Annotated in this window: 20 protein-coding genes; 10 read left to right on the top strand and 10 right to left on the bottom strand. The window is 49.0% G+C overall.

Annotation, left to right across the window (positions count from 1 at the left end):
• Window positions 1-113: 113 nt before the first annotated feature.
• The 3 genes from AC14M5_RS08735 to AC14M5_RS08725 all read right to left on the bottom strand — a co-directional run bounded on the left by AC14M5_RS08735 (window position 114) and on the right by AC14M5_RS08725 (window position 2,088).
• Window positions 114-458, bottom strand: coding sequence for a gamma-butyrobetaine hydroxylase family protein (locus AC14M5_RS08735; protein ID WP_484029269.1), 345 nt, complete (start codon window positions 456-458; stop codon window positions 114-116).
• A gap of 97 nt (window positions 459-555) precedes the next feature.
• Window positions 556-1,029: an SH3 domain-containing protein gene (locus tag AC14M5_RS08730; protein ID WP_484029268.1), complete on the bottom strand. Its 474-nt coding sequence runs from the start codon at window positions 1,027-1,029 to the stop codon at window positions 556-558.
• A 114-nt stretch (window positions 1,030-1,143) separates the two neighbouring features.
• Window positions 1,144-2,088, bottom strand: a complete 945-nt coding sequence (locus AC14M5_RS08725) for a diacylglycerol/lipid kinase family protein (protein ID WP_484029267.1) — start codon at window positions 2,086-2,088, stop codon at window positions 1,144-1,146.
• A gap of 344 nt (window positions 2,089-2,432) precedes the next feature.
• On the opposite strand from AC14M5_RS08725, the gene AC14M5_RS08720 reads away from it, so the two are divergent.
• From AC14M5_RS08720 to AC14M5_RS08705, 4 genes are all read left to right on the top strand, one after another.
• Window positions 2,433-3,590 (top strand): hypothetical protein, encoded by a 1,158-nt coding sequence (locus AC14M5_RS08720; protein WP_484029266.1) that lies wholly within the window; start codon window positions 2,433-2,435, stop codon window positions 3,588-3,590.
• 154 nt (window positions 3,591-3,744) lie between these two features.
• Window positions 3,745-4,863, top strand: a complete 1,119-nt coding sequence (locus AC14M5_RS08715) for a protein kinase domain-containing protein (protein WP_484029265.1) — start codon at window positions 3,745-3,747, stop codon at window positions 4,861-4,863.
• An 82-nt stretch (window positions 4,864-4,945) separates the two neighbouring features.
• Window positions 4,946-5,614: a ribulose-phosphate 3-epimerase gene (gene rpe, locus AC14M5_RS08710; protein WP_484029264.1), complete on the top strand. Its 669-nt coding sequence runs from the start codon at window positions 4,946-4,948 to the stop codon at window positions 5,612-5,614.
• A gap of 25 nt (window positions 5,615-5,639) precedes the next feature.
• Entirely contained in the window at window positions 5,640-6,080 is a 441-nt protein-coding gene (locus tag AC14M5_RS08705) for a DUF3592 domain-containing protein (RefSeq protein WP_484029263.1), read from the top strand.
• Between the two features lie 63 nt (window positions 6,081-6,143).
• Here the strand turns inward: AC14M5_RS08705 and rpmB are convergent, their stop codons facing one another.
• Window positions 6,144-6,329, bottom strand: coding sequence for a 50S ribosomal protein L28 (gene rpmB, locus AC14M5_RS08700; protein ID WP_484029262.1), 186 nt, complete (start codon window positions 6,327-6,329; stop codon window positions 6,144-6,146).
• A 261-nt stretch (window positions 6,330-6,590) separates the two neighbouring features.
• Here rpmB and AC14M5_RS08695 point away from each other — a divergent pair, with 261 nt between their 5' ends.
• Window positions 6,591-6,947 carry an Asp23/Gls24 family envelope stress response protein gene (locus AC14M5_RS08695; protein ID WP_484029261.1) on the top strand — a complete coding sequence of 119 codons (357 nt, stop codon included), beginning with the start codon at window positions 6,591-6,593 and terminating at the stop codon, window positions 6,945-6,947.
• A gap of 14 nt (window positions 6,948-6,961) precedes the next feature.
• The gene (locus AC14M5_RS08690; RefSeq protein ID WP_484029260.1) at window positions 6,962-8,623 is read left to right on the top strand and encodes a DAK2 domain-containing protein; all 1,662 of its coding nucleotides are present in this window, start codon (window positions 6,962-6,964) and stop codon (window positions 8,621-8,623) included.
• Between the two features lie 209 nt (window positions 8,624-8,832).
• Here the strand turns inward: AC14M5_RS08690 and AC14M5_RS08685 are convergent, their stop codons facing one another.
• Together AC14M5_RS08685 and AC14M5_RS08680 are read right to left on the bottom strand one after the other, a co-directional pair.
• On the bottom strand, window positions 8,833-9,849 hold the full coding sequence (locus AC14M5_RS08685) for a hypothetical protein (protein ID WP_484029259.1): 1,017 nt from the start codon (window positions 9,847-9,849) through the stop codon (window positions 8,833-8,835).
• 12 nt (window positions 9,850-9,861) lie between these two features.
• Window positions 9,862-10,191, bottom strand: a complete 330-nt coding sequence (locus tag AC14M5_RS08680; protein ID WP_484029258.1) for a PadR family transcriptional regulator — start codon at window positions 10,189-10,191, stop codon at window positions 9,862-9,864.
• Window positions 10,192-10,313: 122 nt separating this feature from the next.
• Here AC14M5_RS08680 and AC14M5_RS08675 point away from each other — a divergent pair, with 122 nt between their 5' ends.
• From AC14M5_RS08675 to AC14M5_RS08660, 4 genes are all read left to right on the top strand, one after another.
• Window positions 10,314-11,150 carry a DegV family protein gene (locus AC14M5_RS08675; RefSeq protein ID WP_484029257.1) on the top strand — a complete coding sequence of 279 codons (837 nt, stop codon included), beginning with the start codon at window positions 10,314-10,316 and terminating at the stop codon, window positions 11,148-11,150.
• A 135-nt stretch (window positions 11,151-11,285) separates the two neighbouring features.
• Window positions 11,286-13,823 carry an ATP-dependent DNA helicase RecG gene (gene recG / locus AC14M5_RS08670; RefSeq protein WP_484029256.1) on the top strand — a complete coding sequence of 846 codons (2,538 nt, stop codon included), beginning with the start codon at window positions 11,286-11,288 and terminating at the stop codon, window positions 13,821-13,823.
• A 49-nt stretch (window positions 13,824-13,872) separates the two neighbouring features.
• Window positions 13,873-14,394 (top strand): pantetheine-phosphate adenylyltransferase, encoded by a 522-nt coding sequence (gene coaD / locus AC14M5_RS08665; protein ID WP_484029255.1) that lies wholly within the window; start codon window positions 13,873-13,875, stop codon window positions 14,392-14,394.
• A gap of 89 nt (window positions 14,395-14,483) precedes the next feature.
• Window positions 14,484-14,975, top strand: coding sequence for a hypothetical protein (locus tag AC14M5_RS08660; RefSeq protein WP_484029254.1), 492 nt, complete (start codon window positions 14,484-14,486; stop codon window positions 14,973-14,975).
• A 147-nt stretch (window positions 14,976-15,122) separates the two neighbouring features.
• Here the strand turns inward: AC14M5_RS08660 and AC14M5_RS08655 are convergent, their stop codons facing one another.
• The 4 genes from AC14M5_RS08655 to AC14M5_RS08640 all read right to left on the bottom strand — a co-directional run bounded on the left by AC14M5_RS08655 (window position 15,123) and on the right by AC14M5_RS08640 (window position 20,645).
• On the bottom strand, window positions 15,123-15,728 hold the full coding sequence (locus AC14M5_RS08655) for a hypothetical protein (protein WP_484029253.1): 606 nt from the start codon (window positions 15,726-15,728) through the stop codon (window positions 15,123-15,125).
• 124 nt (window positions 15,729-15,852) lie between these two features.
• Entirely contained in the window at window positions 15,853-16,704 is an 852-nt protein-coding gene (cyoE, locus tag AC14M5_RS08650) for a heme o synthase (protein WP_484029252.1), read from the bottom strand.
• 85 nt (window positions 16,705-16,789) lie between these two features.
• Complete coding sequence (lysA, locus tag AC14M5_RS08645) at window positions 16,790-18,106, bottom strand: diaminopimelate decarboxylase (RefSeq protein WP_484029251.1); 1,317 nt, start codon at window positions 18,104-18,106, stop codon at window positions 16,790-16,792.
• Window positions 18,093-20,645, bottom strand: coding sequence for a histidine kinase N-terminal 7TM domain-containing protein (locus AC14M5_RS08640; RefSeq protein WP_484029250.1), 2,553 nt, complete (start codon window positions 20,643-20,645; stop codon window positions 18,093-18,095). The genes lysA and AC14M5_RS08640 overlap by 14 nt, the downstream gene beginning before the upstream one ends.
• Window positions 20,646-20,655: the final 10 nt, after the last annotated feature.

The raw sequence follows: 20,655 nt of genomic DNA, 5'->3' as shown, positions 1-20,655 counted from the left end.
AAAAACTTAAGTGTAAACTTGATTTATATACATACGAAGACAGGCAGAAAAGTTAAAAGAGAGACTGGTGAAAAATCCAGTCTCTCTTTAATCCCTGTACACTTATGTACTACTCACTTCTTTCCAGCCCTACATTCATCACATGGACATAACGCCCGCAGATAATGCCAGTTGTAGATTCCGTAATCGTGCCCATCTTCCCAGACGATGGTCAATGCGTAGGAGCCTGTTGCAACGATATTGGCTAATCTCGTGGAAGGTGAGTCTTCCATTTGCCGGGTGAACACATCTGCATCAGGCTCTGATTTCATATTTTCGTGTCCGCCTCGGCATTGGGCGCAGGGGCAGGCGGCGCGCAATAATCCAAACGGATAGACGCTGGTGTGCCCGCTATCCCATGTGACGGTAAATTCACGTTTGCTTTTGTTGGCGGTTACGCCAGTTGGTTTTTCGGTCATTGATTTCCTCTTGAGTAGGAGTCCAAAGTCTCCAGACTTTGGACTTGGGATATTTATTTTTCATCCAACGTCAGGAGACGTTGGACTCCAGCCTGCCTTACGGCGAAGGGATGACAGCCAGAAAATCTGCGGCGGCCCAGCCTGCGCGTGTTTCATCGTATGGAGCGACAAGGTACCACCATGTGTATCCATCCGCGGATTGTGGGCCATCTTTCACGACAAAGACTTCCGCTTCTTCCCCGCGAAAAACTGTCTCTGTGTTCAAACCCGGTGCCGAGCGGATTCTTAATCCTTCACCTTCCGTCCCCGTGATTTGCACGTAGCCTTCTATATTGATGGAGCCAGGATCCAATGTAGGTGTGATCAATGGATCGGTGGTTGGGACAACCGTCACATTGGGTGTATGAGTCGGGGCGGGGATCATGGTCAGGTCAGCAGGAGCAAACCCAACGTCGGGAGAGAAGCGGGGAGAGGTCCAGCCGATGACGATCAGCGTGACGAGGAGCAATATCCCAGCAAAGCTCAACGTGCCGATGATCACATAGCGATTTAGATAAGGTCTTAAGTCCATAATTCACCTTGTGTCCGTCATTGCGAGGGCAATGCTCTTTTGCCCGAAGCAATCTCACTTTTAATAGTGGAGATTGCTTCGTCGGGAAAAATACCCTCCTCGCAATGACATAAATCACCTCTTTGGGTTTTTCAACAATTGCAAAGCGTTGATGGGCATCAGCACTTTGAGGGCGCGGTGAAGCGTGGTGATCTCTGCCTTATTGCCGCCAAGCACAGGGTCGCCATCCACTTGAATGGAAAAGTTTGCATCGGATTCAACACGCGCCGTGTGAAAAGGAATTCGCCGTGCAGATTCAGAAGTGAGGTGACGACCCGAAACAAGATCGAAGAAGTGGCGAAACGCATCGGCCACGCTATCTCCACTGAGCAGCCACATATCCATTTCACCATCGTCAAGAAAAGCGTTTGGCGAAATGAGGGACATACCGCCCGCATAATGACGGATGTTGGTGGCGACTGCAACCAGATAATGTCCTTCAACCAATTCACCGTTTGCATAAACGCGCAGGTCAAGCCCGTGCCAGAAGGTCGCTTCCCAAACGGTGGTAGCGAAATAATGCGGGACTGCCATATGTTTGAAGAAGCGCGGACGCGGTTCTATTTTGCGGATAGTTTCCGCATCCAAACCGATACCCGCCCACAGTAAAAATGGACGTTCGTTACACAAGCCAACATCCACATATTGCGGCTCGACGTTTGCCAGCCGTTCTGCATTCTCGCGCAACGCCCACCATTGAAACCAGCTAAAAGGTTTTTGTCCCTGCTCAATGGCCCAAACATTAGTTGTGCCTGCGGGCAGCACGGCCAGCGCTGTTTCAGTGTTAACCAATCCACTTGCCACTTGTCCCACTGTTCCATCGCCGCCAATGGCAAAGACCGCATCATATTTTTCCTGCGCCGCCAAATGTGCTGTTTGAGTGGCATGTGTGCCGCTTAGAGTCTCTGCAATATCCACACTCCAACCCGCAGCTTTTAATGGCTTGATGATTCCATGTACAAATCTGCCAACGGGAAATCGCCCCGCAGTTGGATTGTAGAGTAAGAGTCCCTTTCGCATGGAGAGGATTATACCTGAGGGAGAATCGTGATATGTAAAACGTGATGCGTAATCTTCATGCTCCGTGCATTACGTATTTCTATGCCGATGCTATAATTGATTAACTCCATACAGGGACAAAAAATATGACAGCACCTGAAAATGTACGTCAGCTTGTAAAACGCTTTGAAGATAATTTTGAAGATAATCGCGAGTTATATCATTTGAGGCTCGCGGATAGGCGACTGATCAGCTGGTCTACGAGTTGTATGGGTTGAGCGAAGAGGAGATTGGGATTGCTGAATCTTGTTGATAAAGTCAACTTCTGCATTATTAACCTGTAGCCTTTTAGGGATTACATTCTTATGAGCAACGACATCACTATTCCAGGTCCTCCCATCTACCGTAACTGGCAACTTGCTTTAAAAGGTGAGGAGGCTGACTATGCTTTTGAAGTCCCTCTGTTCACAGACGCCCACATTACGGGCATGATTACAGAAGGATATGGCCCATATCAGTTTATTAATACTGTGCCAATACATAATGGACTCCATCTGTTACAACCTACAATCGTTCTTAGGGTTGAAAGCTATATAAAACATGGCCGATTGGAGATGGACAAAACACAGGATGAAAACTATCATGGAGGAAATTTAGCAGATGAAGTCGCAGCATTAGTATCTCTGTGTCTGGGTATTCGTATTAAAGCTGGCGAAACTTCTCGTGAGTTTAGTCGAGATGGTGATCCAAAGGGGTTACCTACAGCGCCGAGATTTAGAGAAGAGCCTATTTTGCCTCCTGTTAAACATGCTCCAGTCTTGCCTCGAGCAATCGGTACTCATTCCCTTGATAATCTTGCTCCTATATCAAAATTGCATCAACTCCTTCCTCAAGAAGCTATTGCCTTGATACGAGCAGCTAGATTGTTCCAAGATGGAATATGGATTTCAGAGTCTGATCCTCTTTTATCGTGGATAATGTTAGTCTCTGCGGTGGAAGCAGCAGCCAGCTATTATTGGAAATCACTTGATGAATCAGCGATAAAAAGACTTGAAATTTCAAAACCAGGGCTAAGCAAAATTCTGCGAGACTATGGTGATGTCGACCTAGAGCAAAAAGTAGCTGATGAACTAGCGGATATGTTGGGTGCTACGCGTAAATTCAGAGATTTTATTCTACATTTCCTGCCAGACCCTCCATCCGTTCGACCAGAAGAATGGGCACAGGTTAATTGGGAGCGTGCCTCAATGAAAAAAAATATGGAGAAAATTTATGGCTACCGTTCCCGTGCTCTGCATGGTGGAAAACCGTTTCCTGCCCCCATGGGTGATTCTCCAAGATATTTCAGTACCAAAACGAAAGCTAGAGAAGAAATTCCAACTGGAACTGCAGTTAGTATGGGTGGTCATGTATGGACAAAAAAAGATCTCCCCATGAATCTTCATACTTTTGAATATATTGTTCGTAATGTTATTCTAAAATGGTGGGAAGATATGGCAGCTACCAAGGAAATATATAACTAACACTATAGGAGCAGGTGAAACGAGCCCTTGGGCGAACGCTAAGGATGATAAGATTGAGTCAACAGATCAGGGGATTGATAAGTTAGTCTAATTGCACGCTGGTTTCCTAACGAGCGGCTGTACCTCCAAACTCCTAATGATATAATCCCATCCAATGACCGAAGGCGCACTGCTCAATGATCGTTATCAACTGCTTGAAGAACTAGGCTCAGGGGGCATGGCCAATGTCTACCGTGCCCGCGACCTCATGTTGGATCGCTATGTTGCCATTAAAGTCCTGCGAAAGGATTTTTCAACCAACCCCGAATTCCAAAATCAATTTCGGCTGGAGGCACGCGCTGCTGCTAACCTTTCGCATCCCAACATTGTCACCGTGCACGATTTTGGATTTGCCGATGACCTGCTTTACATCGTCATGGAGTACATCCCTGGCAAAGATATGAAACAACTCATCCGTGAGCGTGGACGTTTCACCGTGCAAGATGGGATTCCGTTGATCATTCAGGCTTGTGCAGGCATCGGATATGCACACCGCGCAGGCCTCGTGCATTGCGATGTCAAGCCGCATAACATGCTGGTCTCGAAAGATGGCCGCCTCAAGGTCACAGACTTTGGTATCGCCCGCGCTCTCGCCACTATCGCGCCCAGCGAAAAAGCAAATGTTGTTTGGGGTTCGCCGCTTTACTTTGCACCTGAGCAGGCATCTGGTGACCCGCCCTCGCCCGCATCTGATGTGTATTCTCTGGGCGTTGTCATGTATGAGTTGCTCAGCGGCACGCCGCCCTTCACCGCATCCACTGCTGATGAACTTGCACGTCTGCATATTTCTGCCCGCCCCATCCCCATCCGCGAGTACATTCCAGATATTCCCACCGCGCTTGAAGAAATTGTCATGAAGGTGCTTTCCAAGGAACCTGCCGCCCGCTATCGCACAGCCGATCAACTCGGGCGTGTATTGCTAAAGTTTGGAACTCTACCTAATGAGCCCGCACCCGCGCCCGCTCCTGTCTCTCCGCCCGTCATCACGCTAAGGCCTGAAGTTGCAGAGAGACTTGCGAATCATGGCGGGACTCAACCTCCTCAACCAGATTCTGATTTTGTTGTTTCTACTCAAACTGAGGTCGTCTCTCAGACCGCGCCCGAGCCTGGTTTGGCCCCCGAAGAAATTGACTGGGTCTCTGTCGGCTTGGGTCTGCTTGCTGTGCTGGCCGTGGGCGGCCTCATTCCATTCTGGTTGTTGATCTACCTGACTTTCAATCCACCTGTTCGATAAATGGTATCAGACCTGACAGGTCTAAACGAGGTGACGTTTTCATCATTCACCCCGAAGACCTGTCAGGTCTTTTCTAAATAATATGAACAACTACCTCCTCGCCCCTTCCATCATCGCCGCGGATTTTACCCGCCTTACCGAAGAAATTGCCGCTTGCGAATCCGCGGGTGCAAACTGGCTCCACGTGGATGTGATGGATGGTCATTTTGTTCCCACGATTACAGTCGGCCCGCTTTTTGTGGAAGCCTGCAAACGCGCCAGCAAACTTCCTCTTGACGTGCACTTAATGATCTCGGAACCAGAAAAGTATCTTGAAGCCTTTTGCAAAGCGGGAGCAAGCAACCTCACAGTTCATGTGGAGACCTGCCCTGATCTGGTGGGAGTAGTAAAGAAAATAAAATCATTGGGCTGCAAAGCTGGCATTACCTTAAATCCATCCACGCCCGCCTCAGCATTGGATTCCGCTTTGCCACTGGCTGATTTGGTTCTCGTGCTGAGCGTCAACCCTGGGTTTTCAGGTCAGGCTTTCATGCCTGAGATGATCGGCAAAGTAGAAGAAATTCGCAACAAACTGAATGCCCTCCGTTCGAGTGCCCATCTTGAAGTGGATGGAGGAATCTCAGTCGAAACACTCCCATTAATGAAAAAGGCTGGCGCGAATGTATTTGTCACTGGCAACGCAGCCTTCAAGCATCCGCAAGGCACAGTTGAAGGGGTTAAGGCATTGCGTCAGCGTATTCTCGCTGAATGATCATATCCCAACCAAGAGGTACCTTATGAATAACGTTAACATGCCCGCCAGGGATGGACAAGCTCGCGCAACTCGCATCGGTTATCTTGTGGCTTTCTTTGTTATTCTATGCGGGTGTTTATGCCTTGCCGCCATTTGGGTTGGGTTTGTCGGGGATAGTTTGGAGATTTTAAAAACGAGCTGGTATTTGCAATCCAATGGCGAAAAAATCAGCGGGACGATAACAGACTTTGAAACATTTAGCGGCGCTACGCCGACTTCAAGTTCCACTCAAATGCTGATCGTGGAATTCACCGTTAACGGCAAACAATATACGGTTAATAGTTATTCAACGTATCCTATAGGAAGATATGCCCTAGGCGATACAATTGACGTGCTCTATGACCCCGATGACCCTGCAACAGCCCAGATCGATCTATTTATGGAACGCTGGTTTACGCCGATATTGTCGACTCTTCCTTTTTAGCTGAGGATTAAAACAAAAATCACGGCCTGAGCCGTGACCTTTGATGTATATGGAAGAACGAACCTAAGATGCAGATTTGCCGAGAGTTTTGATGCACTTGGCGCACAGGGTCTTCTTGACCATACGGCCCTTTTCCATTACCGAAACCTTCTGGAGGTTGGGTTTGAACGTGCGGTTGGTGGCACGCTGAGAGAAAGAGCGGTTATGACCGAACGTAGTTGTCTTGCCGCAGGTGTTGCACTTAGCCATTTGATGAGATTCCTTTCGTACAATGATTCCAATGTTGATCGCCTCTTTGCAAAGGCAGGGCATTTTACCATACAACGCAACCAACTTCAAGTTAAGATGTTAAAATAAGAACAAGAAGAAGAATAAATCAGGCTTCGGTGTCTCATCAACACAAAGCCTGAGGAAGCGTCTGAAAACACTCCAGTACCTTTATGATTTTGACGATAGTTCGTCACGCTGTGTCCCTACTTTTCAGACAATCTCTTAGATCATGAGGAACCCATGGGCGAAGAAACAACATCTCTGGGCGGGATTCATGTCTCGCCAAATGCAGTAGCGACGATTGCTTATCGCGCCACTTTGGAATCATATGGCGTGGTGGGGCTTGCGCCGAAGAACCTTGCGGATGGCATTGTATCCACCATTACACGTGAACCTTCACGCGGTATATCCGTTCAGTATAAGGGTGATCAGATCAATATTGATATTAATATCATCATCGAATATGGCACGCGTATCACCTCGGTGGCAGATAGTGTGGCGAACACGGTTCGTTTCCATGTTGAAAAAGCACTGGGGTTGGCCGTAAATTCAGTCAATGTGCACGTGGCGGGCCTGCGCATCAGCGACACGGATTAGGAGATCAGGGATTCATGGCTATTGATACTGCACGTGTCGAGAAACTCCGTAGGCAGCCGATTGATGGGCTTGCGATGAAACGCCTCATGGACGCAGGGCTGACCTGGCTCCGTACCAACCAGCAGGTGGTCAATGCTTTGAATGTGTTCCCCGTCCCAGATGGCGACACTGGCACGAATATGACTCTCACCTTGCAATCCGCATGGAATGAGATCAAAGATTTGGGCACGCGCAATCTCAGTGAGATGGCAGCGGCTGTATCCAAAGGTGCCTTGATGGGCGCGCGCGGTAATTCAGGCGTGATCACCAGCCAGATCCTGCGCGGATTTTCACGCGGCGTGCATGATAAGGCCGTGCTGGATAAAGAGACATTCGTCAAAGCATTGGGTGAGGCGCGTGATACGGCTTATAAAGGAGTCGTACGCCCGGTAGAGGGGACGATCTTAACCGTCATTAAAGAAATTGCACTCACAACAGAAGCAGCTCTCGGGTCCGCAAGAGATGCGATTGAAATTCTGGAAGTCGCTGTCAAAGCGGCGGATGAAGCGGTCAAGAATACTCCTGAACTTTTGCCGGTCCTCAAGCAGGCTGGTGTAGTGGATTCAGGTGGCAAAGGTTTGTTCTTTATTTTGGAAGGAATGCTACGGCATGTGTATGGCGAGTCACTTGAAACGCCAATGATGAGCGTTCAGCCTTTGTCTGCCATGAATTTGCAGGGCGCGATGGAAGAAGTGGAAGAGGGGCAGGATTATGAAGTGGTGGTGGATTTTGTGCCGACTGGCGAATTGAATTTGGACTCGTTCTATGGGCGGCTGGAGGAGATGGGCACATCGATCCAGGTGGGTGAGGGCGAGGGGATGTATCGTATGCACATCCACGTGCCGACTGAAAACCGTTATGTGCCGATCGATTACATCATGGGCATTGGCACAGTGACCAAGGTTGCGATTGAAAATCTGCTGGCGCAGATGGATGATATTCAAAAGACTGCACAAATTAAATTTACCCAAGTTGAGCCTGGCAATATTGCCGTTGTGGTTGTTTCGCCTGGTGCGGGGTTGAGCCGCATCTTCGCGAGTTTGGGCGCGGCGGCAGTTGTGGCAGGCGGGCAGACGATGAACCCATCCACTCAGGATATTTTGAGTTCGTTTGAAAACCTGCCAACCGATAAAGTAATCATTTTGCCGAATAATAAAAACATTGTCATGGCAGCCAACCAGGCCAAAGAAGTAACTGTGAAAAGCGTGCAGGTTGTACCGACGCGCACTGTCCCACAGGGACTAGCTGCCATGCTATCGCTCATCCCAGATGGGGATGTTGAAGCTGTCGCTCAAAAAATGATCAAGGCCATGAGTGGTGTGAAGACAGGCGAGATCACCATTGCAACCCGTTCGGTTGAAATCGACGGTGTAATTGTGAAAGAGGGGCAAGTCATTGCGTTGTTGGATGGCAAGCTGGTCGTTTCAGCCGAGTCTATTCAGCAGGGAGTGATGGATCTGCTTGAAAAAGCCAAAGCCGATGAGCATGAGATCGTAACTTTGTTCTATGGCGAAGGCATGAGCCATGCGGAGGCCAATCGCCTTGCAGATATTATTCGTGAAAAATATTCATCTCTCGAAGTGGAAGTGCAGGAAGGTGGGCAGCCTCATTATCAATTTATTATTTCGATTGAATAAATAATGATGGATTAAATCAAACATGCATCACCCCAAATTTAATCTTTCTAACTTTTAGCCACAGATTTACACGAAAAAAGCCAACCCAATTCAGAAGGTTGGCTTTTTTCTATTTATTTCGGGACAATTAATTCAAAATCCGTGACGATCTGATCTGTGTAATCCGTGGCAGAATCTTTAAGTTTGGGGGAATCTTATTTGATTACCTCTTATGAAGATGTGCTTTTTCTGACCAATTTGATGACCGACTTGATGATATCGACCACCGTGCCAAAGATGGCCAACCCAAGCACAATGCGAATACCTTGCTGTGCCAGCATGCCCAGAGTCTGCGCTGTATCTGCATCAAAGACGCCAAGTGCCTTCAATGATTCGGGTGTAATTGCCAGAATGGATGGACCTGTGAACAGCAGGGTAATGATCACGATTTGAAATATCTTGGTGAAGATGGAGACCATGCGGGTTTGGGCATCCCATCGTCCCGAACGCAGGAGCATCCCATTGAGTATGATCTCCGCAATCCAGGCAATGTTCATCAACGGCAACCAGCGGAAGAAAGCCTCGGATAGGATGGGAATAACCTTCCACTCATCTCCTTCAAGGTAGTAAACGCCAATCAACTGCGGATTGAAGTTTAAGATACTGAGCCCGATGAAAGTGAATACGATGGCGAGGATGGGCTCCCATATCTTGACATCATCAGGCTCGGGTTCCTTCATTAATGAGGTGGGATCCCATGCCTTTTCACCATCCATCTTGAATTCGGAAGCGGGGGCAAAACGTTCGATCAGGGCAAAGATCAGCACGATGTTCCCAAATGCCCCAATGATGGCTGAGACGAATCCAACTAATCCTTCGCCAATTACATTGGCAAGATTGGGGAGTGACATTGGGGACACGGTCGTGATTCCGATGCCTGTTACGATAGTCATCGCAAGCGCGACTGCTGCAATTACAATTTTCAATACCATAATGAACATCGGGAACAGGCGCGGCCCGATCAAATAGGGAGTTGGGTTGTAGGTCTCGGCAACTTTTTGAGGCGCGCCGTATTCCTTGAGTATTTCCACTTCCATGGCTTCATCAGCGGGCCTGCCTGACTTTTGTGCGCGGTCTTCGAGCATATCCTCCAGCGTGGAGCGCAGTTCATTCTCAATGTCCTTGCGTCCTTTTACAAGCGGAAGGCGTTTGCCTACTTCAAATACATAGCGGTCGATGAGTTTCATTGTTCCCTTTCCTTACGTCAGCATCTTATCCATCACAGACACAATGCCAGCCCATTCCTTTTTCAGCTTTGGCAGGAGTTTTTTCCCCTCCGTGCTGATGACATAATAACGGCGCGGGCGCGCCTCTTCCAATTTCCAAACTGATTCCAGCACCCCTTGCGCCTCCAGCCTGCGAAGAAGCGGGTACAAAGTTCCCTGGTCCACTTCCAAACCGAGATCGGAAAGCTGCTTTAGCAGGGAGTAGCCGTATTGTTCGGTTCCCAGTTGGCTGAGCGCCGCGAGAACGATCACCCCGCGTCTCAGTTCCAGTACAACATTTTCGAGCGATTCAGTGTTTGCCATATCTCAACCTTTATCGCATTATACTGTGTGATATATAGTATGTCAAGAGACAAGTATCAATCCATCCTGAGCGGAGCCGCGCTCTTTGCGGTGTAGTCGAAGGATTATGTTAAACTCTGGACATGAAAATCGGAATCGTCACAGACTCAACTTCAGATCTGCCTCAGTACCTGATTGAACAACATGAAATTTATGTTGTGCCGACCATCCTGGTTTTGGATGGAAAAGAATACGCAGATGGAATCGGCATCTCGCGCGAAGATTTTTATAACCGCCTGCCCTCGCTTCAAACCCCGCCGACAACTGCCGCGCCTTCCATTGGAGATTTTGCCACGCCCTATGAGACTCTGCTCTCGAACGGCTGTGACCACATCATCTCCATCCATGCTGCCAGTCAATTGACAACCATCATCAATGTGGCACGCCAGGCTGCACAGGAATTCCCTGATAAAGTCACCTGTGTGGATAGCGGATCGCTCTCGATGGGAATGGGATTCCAAGTGTTAGCCGCCGCCGAAGAAGCAGAGTCAAACTTACGATCCGCGTTGGAGGCGATTGAGTCCACCAGGAAAAGATTACAGGTCTCAGCCGCATTGGATACGATGGAATATCTCAAACGCAGCGGACGAGTCCCCGGTGTGGTCGCCAACTTGGGCGGATTGCTATCCATCAAGCCGATGATCGAATTGATCGATGGTGAAGTTAAAGCGATTGGCGCCGTCCGCACCACGAAACAAGCCGATGAACGCATCCTGAATTTTTTGCTCGAAAGGGGCGACCTCGAACGGCTGGCGATCCTGCACACCAACGCTGAACCGCGCGCGAAAGAATTGCTGAAAGCATTGATGAAAAGCGCGCGAATGTCCGTTCCGCGCGAGATCCTTTTTGTGAATGTGACCGCGGTCATCGGCACACATCTTGGCCCAAATGGGTTGGGTTTTGCAGCGGTGAGAAAGTAACCATGATGAACAGAGATACACAGAGATAAAAGCTCTTTGATTCATCTTTGTTCATCTCCGTTTATCTCCGGTGAAAACATTTTTGCCCTTTAAGATATCCAAGTTCTAACATCTCCCCATGATAAAATTGACCATATGCAACCATCATTAGAGAAACTTCGTAAATTTTTTCGCCTCGAACACGAGAATAAATATCAAAATACCGCCATCATCGGCGGACTCGCCAAAATGTTGGATTATTGGGAGGGGGAGGCCCGCGCAGATGGGATCACCGAAGAGGTGATACAGGCCGTAGTATCGCGTTTGCGTTCCTATGAGAAGATTAGTCCTGATGGAAGGGCTGAATCGCTTAAGGGGCTTTGGAAGCGGATCGGTGAAACCTACCCCGAAGCGGGGCAAAAACCCAAGCAGGCACAATATCCCACTCCTCAGCCACAGCGATCTGTTGCGCCGCCTCTCGTGCAAGAATCAAAACCAGAGGGTGAAAAGACTGTACCGCGTCCCGCTCAACAACCTCAACCACAACAACATCAGCAGAAACCACGCCAGATTCCTCAACCGCGTTCTGAAACAGTGGCGGGTGCAAAGCACAGCCAGACGCCTGCCGCGCTCAACGCAAAATTGACTGTGCTGCAGGGCGTGGGTCCCAAGAACGCGGAATCACTTGAGAAGCTTGGTATGCAGACGCTCGGCGATATGCTGTATTACTTCCCGCGCCGCTATGAAGATTACAGCCAGCTCAAACCGATCCAATCGTTGATGTATAACGATGTAGTCACGGTGCTGGGAACAGTGCAAAGCGTGCATACCCGCCCCATCCGCGGTGGCAAACAAAGCATTATCGAAGTCATCATCAGCGACGGTACAGGTTCGCTTCGCATTTCCTATTTCAATCAGCCCTGGTTGGCCAACCGCTTCAAAGAAGGCGATGCGATCTCTGTTTCTGGGAAGATCGATCAATATCTTGGCCGTATCGTGATGAACAGCCCGGATTGGGAACCGGTTGAAGTTGAGAACCTGCATACTAATCGCATTGTTCCCATTTATTCTCTCACCGAGCGTATCACTCAAAAGTGGCTGCGCAATCAAATGAATCAGGTTATCACCTATTGGGCTCCCGCCGTTGTGGATGCGCTTCCCGATACCATCAAACGCTCCGCGCAGGTTGTTTCTCTTGGCGAAGCGTTGACACAAGTTCATTTTCCTGATTCGCAGGCCAGGCTCAAACTGGCACGTGAGCGTTTGGCGTTTGATGAAATCTTCTATTTGCAGATGGGAGTGCTGCGCCAGAAACGGGATTGGAAGTCTGTGGAAGGTCGCCGCTTCCCCATCTCGGACGAGTGGCTGGATGCGCGCTTAACCAGCCTTCCCTTCACTTTGACCTCTGCCCAACAAACCACGCTCGCAGACATCCGCGCTGACCTCGACTCTGGCAAACCCATGAACAGACTCGTGCAAGGTGATGTCGGTTCAGGTAAAACTGTCGTAGCGGCTTTAGCTGCTGCCATTGTCGTCAATGGGGGAGCGCAGGCCGCGATTATGGCGCCTACTTCCATTTTAGCGGAACAACATTATCGTACATTTCTCAGTTTGCTGGCGGAGGATGGCAGTGCTATGCAACAGAGTGAGATCCGCTTGTTGGTGGGCAACACAACTGAAAGTGAGAAAGAAGCGATCCGTCAGGGTTTGATGGATGGTTCAATAAAAATCGTGATTGGCACACATGCAGTGATCGAGCCAGATGTCCAATTCAAGGATTTGCAATTTGTGGTGATCGATGAGCAGCATCGCTTTGGCGTGGAGCAGCGCGCCGAGCTTCGCAGTAAAGGTACGAACCCACATTTATTGGTGATGACGGCCACACCCATTCCGCGCTCACTGGCGTTGACGGTATTTGGCGACCTTGATATTTCTGTGATTGATGTGATGCCTGAAGGACGACAGCCGATTAGTACTTATGTGCTGCGTCCGCAGGAACGCGAACGTGCATATACCATGATCCGTGCGCAGATCAAAAATGGGAGCCAGGCCTTTATCGTTTATCCGTTGATCGATGAAAGTGACAAGATCGATGCGCGTGCGGCAGTGGATGATTTTGAAACGCTTTCAAAAGAAGTGTTCCCCGACCTGAAACTCAGTTTACTGCACGGACGCATGAAGCCCAGTGAAAAAGATGAAGTGATGTTGAACTTCCGCGACAAGAAATTTGACATTCTCGTTTCAACCACTGTGATCGAAGTGGGTGTGGATGTGCCGAACTCTACCGTGATGTTGATCGAAGGTGCGGACCGGTTTGGTTTGGCGCAGCTTCATCAATTGCGCGGACGGGTGGGGCGCGGCTCTGTGCAATCCACTTGTTTGTTGATTCCCACGCATGAAGATGCAACTGAGAATGACCGTCTACAAGCCATGGTCAGCACCAACAGCGGTTTTGAACTTGCCGACCTTGATTTGAAAATTCGCGGCCCTGGCGAATTTTTAGGAACACGTCAGGCTGGTTATGCCACCACATTGAAGATGGCAAGCATCACTGACGTTGCATTGATCGAAAAAGCACGCACACAGGCGCAAGCCCTGTTTGAACGAGATCCTGAACTAAGTCAACCTGAACATGCCCTGCTGGCCGAAGCCTTTGAAAGATTCTGGGGCGGCGCTAAAGGGGATGTATCATAAATGTGTAGGCGTGGGACAACCCCGCCCCTACGAATAACAATGGAGAAAAATGGTTAGAGCACTGTTCCCAGGAACGTTTGACCCGATTCACTATGGCCACATCGACATCGCTTCACGCGCATCGAAATTATTTGATGAAGTAGTGGTGGCCGTATATGACAAGCCTTTGAAAACCCTGATGTTCTCGCCCGAAGAGCGCATCGCTCTGGTGACCGAAGCATACAAGGACAACCCCAAGATCAAAGTGACTGGTTACAGCGGCCTGACAATTGATTTTGCCCGCGCGATAAACGCCCAGGTCATTGTGCGCGGCTTGCGTGTGTTTTCCGATTTTGAATTTGAATTCCGTATGGCGCTTGCCAATCAACGCATGGCGAAGGATGCCGTTGAAACTGTTGCGCTCATCACGGCTGAACAGCATACTTTCCTGTCGTCATCCACGGTGAGGGAGATCGTCACACTCAATGGGGATGTTTCCAGCATGGTGCCGTCTTTTGTGGAAAAGGCCTTGAAGGAAAAAGTAATTGACATGGGCGACCACCACTCTCCGCCCAATGCACTACGCGATTAATCTGTGCTAGAATTACTTATACATGTACCGCGACATTTATATCGCGTGTGCGTGTGCGACATAGATGTCGCGCTACGGAGCGAAAAAACATGGATATTCTGCAACTGATTGACCGCCTGGAAGAACTCTTCAACGACGCAAAGGCTGTGCCATTTACGCACAACGTTGTGGTGGATGAAGATCGCATGTTGGAATTGATCGACCAGATGCGCATCGTCATTCCCGAAGAGGTGAAGAAAGCGCAACAGGTTGTCGCTCAACGTGACCGTGTGATGGCGCAGGCACAAGAAGAAGCCAATCGCACATTGCAGATCGCGCGCGATAAAGCTGACCAGATGACGCAGAAGGATATGATCATGCAGGAGGCCCAACGCCGCGCAGAACAGATCATTGCGCAAGCGCGGGCCGAGGCCGAGGCCACCCGCGCCGATGCCGATAACTACGTGTTGGACACTCTCATGCAATTGCAGGATCAAATTGCAAAGATGAGCAACCAGGTCAGTAACGGCATTCGCATGGTACAGGAAGACCAAATGCGAAAAGCAGGCTCGGTCAATGTGACCGATAATTTAGAAAAGTAAAATGAACATCCCCGTCAAATCGACGGGGATGTTTTCTTATGTACGCTTCTTTCCTGAGCCGTAAGCTTGTTTGCCCTTTCCCAAACATTTGCCCCACTGAAAAATTTTTGTAAAAAAGTAGGTCACGCTTCAAGCGTGACCTACAGATTACCCGAATTTAAAACCTGCTACAAAAAGTGCTGTTGTAAGCAGTAATAAGATCGGAAACAATTTCATAAGCGTGTCTCTGGATAGTATAGGCTTTCCCGCCTTCAAGAAGGCGAGCAATAGCCCAAGCATGCCAATCAAGCCGCCGCCTATGCCAACAAGAGCAAACATGGGCTTGGCCTGCCCTTGAATGGAAATGATGATCGGCAATAAGAATATTATTACGCCTGAAATTCCATGTGTGATGGTGACTATAATGACGGGTAGTTTGTTTTGCATTTGGATCGAGCGGGTTAATATCACAGCCAGGAAACCGATGATGGTGAAGAACAGGTACGGGGTCCGATAAGAAGCGAGGTGCTGCCAGACGAGGCCCAGCGATAGCCCCAATGGAATAATTGTCGAGATGATGACGACGATAGGCGAGTCTAATACTTCAAAGCCGAGGATGATTAGCAAAAGCCCCGCTACTAGAATGATACCAAATGCGATGGTGTAAGCAATGATGGGAACATTATCCATTTGGTCGATACCGATGGCAATTTGATAAGCAGCCAGGAAGCCAGTAAGAAACAGCAGGGTGCGGTCGAGGGATGTGATTTTCATTGATGCCTTCGTCATTGCGAGGGCGCTAGCCCGACACTTGCACCGCGTGCCAGTGCGGTGAGCAATCTCCAACACGATGAGGGAGATTGCTTCGTCGCTCCGCTCCTCGCAATGACGGGGAAGGTTAGGGGATAATCAACAGCATCGCAAACAGCATATACATGGACGCGTATTTGAAGAGGCTGAAGTTGACCCGCTCAGATGGGCGGAAGACAGTAGTGACAGCGAGGAAGAATAAGCCTGCACTCAAGACAATGATGACCCGCAAAACCCCTGCGGTAACACCGATCCAAACGGAAGCCCAGCCCATTGTCAGCGCGGCGATGACGCTTGAAAATGCAATTGCAAAACGGGTGATTGCTTCACCATAAGTGGATGGAAAAGTTGGCACACCTGCGCTATTGTAGTCATCTGCAAACTTGAGGCTAAAGGTAAGCGTGTGCGTTGGGATCCAGAACAGCACGGCGCAGGCCAGTAAAATTCCAATGGCATCGATCTGACCCACGGCAAGTACACGGCCCGCGAGAATAGGCATGGCGCCCGAGATACCGCCCCAAACAATACTCCAGCAAGTCTTGCGTTTGAGCCACATGCTGTAAACAACTACATCAAAAAAGAGACCAGCAAAAACGACAACCCCATATAACCAATTGATGAGCAACGCCCAACCGATGCCGATCACAGAGACCACGATGCCAAGCGTGAGAACTTCATTGCGAGTTACCTGCCCAGCAGAAGTTGGGCGTTTGTGTGTACGCTTCATCTTCGAGTCGATATCCTGATCCCACCACATATTGAGGATGGTGGACCCAGCGATGGCAAGAAAAAGGCTGGGAATCATTTGCCAGAAGTGAACCCAATTCACTGTCGTGTGTGCGCTCAGGTAACCCGCTACACCTGTAAGCAAAAGCAGGCTGGTTTGCATGGATTTGATAAGTGGCAGGTAAAGTTTTAACTTGGTAGTGATGATGGACACGATGGACTCCTGAAAGAAATAAACAGATAAATTTAAAGAATTATCAAACCGCAAGTATACCTGCCTACCTGTTTGCCTGTCTACTTCACATATCTTTTGATAACAAATCCTGAATTGTTTCCCTCCGAAGCATTTGCCTTGCTTGCCCCTCTTCCACCATCACAACCGCAGGTTTGCGCGAGCCGTTGTAATTCGACGACATGCTCAAGTGATACGCGCCCGACGCAGGGATCGCAAGTAAATCACCTTCGTGGATTTTTGGCATAGGTAGGTCTTCGATGACGACATCCCCAGACTCGCAATAGGGTCCTGCAATGGACACAACCTCGCTTTGTTTCGACAGGCTCAACACGCCGCTTTCTGCGCTGACGCTTGATACCGGCAAACAAGAGTATCTAGCCCCGTACATTGCGTGGCGTGGATTATCCGTCATACCGCCATCGGTTAATATCCAAACTTTGTCACCACGTCTTTTGATCGCGCCTACTCGATAGATTGCCACGCCCGCCCGCGCCACTAAACTGCGGCCAGGTTCCAAATGTAAATGGGGGAGGTTAAGGCCGCGCTTCTTGCAGCCTTCGATCACGCTATTTGCAATAACCCGCACATACTCATTTGTATCAGGCTGTGGAAGTTCATCTTCATGATAGGCCACTCCCCAGCCTCCGCCAGGGCTGAAGTGCCATTCATTGGAAAATCCGATTTCCTGCGCAATATTCAGCCCGATCTCAATTGCCGCCTTCAATGGATTCGCATCCCGAAAATTTGAGCCTTGATGAAAGTGGATCCCTTTGAGTGGCAGGTTGTGTAGCCTGCAATATTCCGCGGCTTCCAGAATCTCCTCGCGTGTCATGCCAAACTTGCTGTCATGTTGACCTGTTTGCGTGTGGGCGTGATGTGTATCCACTGGGATGCCGGGTAGGAGACGAAGCCATAGATTAGGGAAAAGTGAAGGGTGAATAGTAAATAGTTCGGCAAGCCGTTTGAGTTCAGTTAAGTTGTCAACGACGATTGTGCCAGCGTGTTGAATCGCGGATTTCAAATCGGCAATGGATTTATTTACGCCATGCACCAGAATATTTTCACGTGGTACGCCGCCAGCCAAGGCAATTGCGATTTCGCCTTCACCTGTGCAATCAACATGCAGGCCATTCGTTTGGGTCCATTGCGCGATGGCAGTGCAGAGGAATGCCTTGCCTGCATAAGTAACAGAAGCAGGTGCAGGGTAGTGTGAAGCGAGCGCCTTTTTGTAATCCAGCGCTAAAGCGTCCATGGTTGCCTTGTCATATAAATACAAAGGCGTGCCATATTCTTCAGCTACTTTTGTGAGATCGTGCCCTGCTATTACGAGACTGTCGTTTTTGATTGTTGTTGAAATGGGAAAGAGATTAAGCCTGTCCATAATTCCTTAGATCGCTGGCAAGGTAGATTTGGTTTTTACCGAGGCGCTTGGCCATTAATTCCGCATGGTCTGCGGCGATCAAGATCGACGAAAGCGTATCTCCATCTTCTGGGAAGGTGGCAATGCCCATGCTGATCGTATAGCCTGCAACTCCCTTTCCTTCAATCGGTGTTTCGCGTGTACTTAATTGGGCTGCTTCATGCAACCGTTTGGAAAATTCGAGAGCGCTGCTTTGATCTGTGTTAGGCAGGATGACGGCGAATTCGTCGCCTCCGTATCTTGCGGCAATATCATATTTGCGTAAATTTCTGCGGATCAGGTCTGCGGTTGCTTTAAGGCGAACATCCCCTGCGGGATGTCCCCATTCATCGTTATAGTCTTTGAAGGAATCAAGGTCAAAGATGATGAGTGAAAGGTGAAACCCTAATCGTGCCGCACGCTCCACTTCTGCGATCAAAGTTTCTTCAAAGGCATGACGGTTGGCAAGACCGCTGACGGCGTCCGTCAATGCCAGCGCCTTGACTTGCGCGTGCAAGCGGGCATTATCCACTGCCAGCGCAATCGGACCGGAGAGGGTTATTAGAAAATCCATATCTTCCTGTGTGAGAGGGCGGTTTGCATCGCCTTCCACATTGATTGTCCCAAGCACTACATTTTCTTTCAATAAGGGCACGCAGATTTCGCTTGTTATGTTATCGTCAGCCCTTAAGAAAGCTGGTTCTTTTGAAGTATCCTGAATGAATTGAACGGTCTTTGCTTTTACTGTCCGCCCAGTGACTCCCTGGCTGACATGGATCTTATGAATGACCATCCCATGCGGGTATCCGATCTGCGCCCCGAGATGCAGATAATCATCCCTCAATAAATAGATGCTGACATGGGTATATCCAAATGTTTGCTTGAGTACTTTTACGACTGATTGAAAGATCGTCTCCAGATCCAGTGAGCTTGAAATTGCATGCGAAACGGCCTGCACCGTAGACATGATTCGTAAATATTCCTGCGCCTTTGAATATAAGGAGGCTCTTTGAAGGGAGGCCGAGATCTGGTTGGCAAGGGTTTCCAGGGTGCTTGCATCCTGCTGGTTGAACGCATAAGGCTCCGAGCTTTCCACATATAGGACTCCCAGCAAGTTTCCCTCATTCAAAATTGGGATGCAAATCGCTGAGCCATGATGTATCTCATTGGAAAAATAGTAAGGATCACTGGCAACGTGGTCTGAGATATAGGTTTTACGGATAGCGGCGGTGTGACCAATAATTCCTTTCCCTATTTCCTGTTGATAGCCCGGCCTGTAACCAAAATCCTGTGTGCCGGCAATGGCGGCAACTTCCAGTATGTTGTCATCCTTCAAAAGTGAGATCGCTGCTTCAGCATACCCAAAACGATTCACAACCGCATCAATGGAGCGCTGGAGGATTTCCTTTTCATTGAAAGTATCTGCCACCTGCCTGCCAACTTCTTCAAGAAGGGCTAATTGGGCAGAGCGGCGAAATTCTGCTTCCAGCAGTCCCTGTTCCTGCGTTATATCGTGTATCACGATCACCCGCCCAATTAATATGTTTTCGCCATTATGCAAATGAACAATGGATGCTTCATACCATCCCTGCCTGCCTTTCTTCATTAATTCCAGTTTTATGGTTGCGTTTGGAATGTCCCAATTATTTCTGAAATCATCTGAGAGCGGCAGGATGTCAAAAACGGAAGCGCCGATGAAGTTGTGATCCAGATCAAGCCATTTTTGGGCGGCGGTGTTAAAGTCTGTAATGCGATCCTGTGCATCTAAGACGATCACAGAATCCTTTAGATGCTCAACGACCATGGGGGCGACAATCGGAAACAAGTTCAACAGGCCAAAGCGGAAGAATCCAAGCGCCAGTAATGGAGCAGACAACCCGAAGGATAGAGGCGTGGGATCCACATTGTAAGGAAGTATCCCGCTTAGGAAGATGGCGTTGGTGATTAGTATGGTAAGTGCCCCCAATAACATGACGCTGGTCTGATTTCGGAAAATTTTTGGCGAACGAAGGTACGTGATGAAGTAGATCAACATGCCGGCGGCGGCGAAAGAATATGCCACTGTAGCGTAAAGCCAAAAACCCAATCCAAACGAATAATTTAATGGTCCCAATCCATAATCTGAGGATAGTTCAAGGGTTCGCCAGATCAAAGCATGGGATTCGTTTGTCATTCCCAATAGAAAGGCGATTAATCCTGGAGCGGTCAACAGATAGATATTTCCGCCTTTTGACCACCAGGTGCTAATTCCTGTATACCGCAGTGCAAACCCAAGCCACAACGGCGCAGACATGGTCGCGCCAAGATATAAAATTTTTCTGGCCACTATCTTTAGTGGAAGGGTTGGGATGATGATCTCAAGCAAATAAAATGCCGCCCAAATGGTCATAGATAACATTAGTAAACTGAAAATACGAGAACCGGGTTTGCCCTTCGCCATTAAGGAACGGTAAGCTATACCCCCAGTGAGTATGACAATAAACCCGAGACCTGCGGAATAGTATAGTAGATTTACTTGCATTATCCAGTTT

The organism is Candidatus Villigracilis sp. (assembly GCF_057083605.1).
Note: the sequence above shows the minus strand (reverse complement) of the source record. Positions and strands in the feature narration are given on the sequence as shown.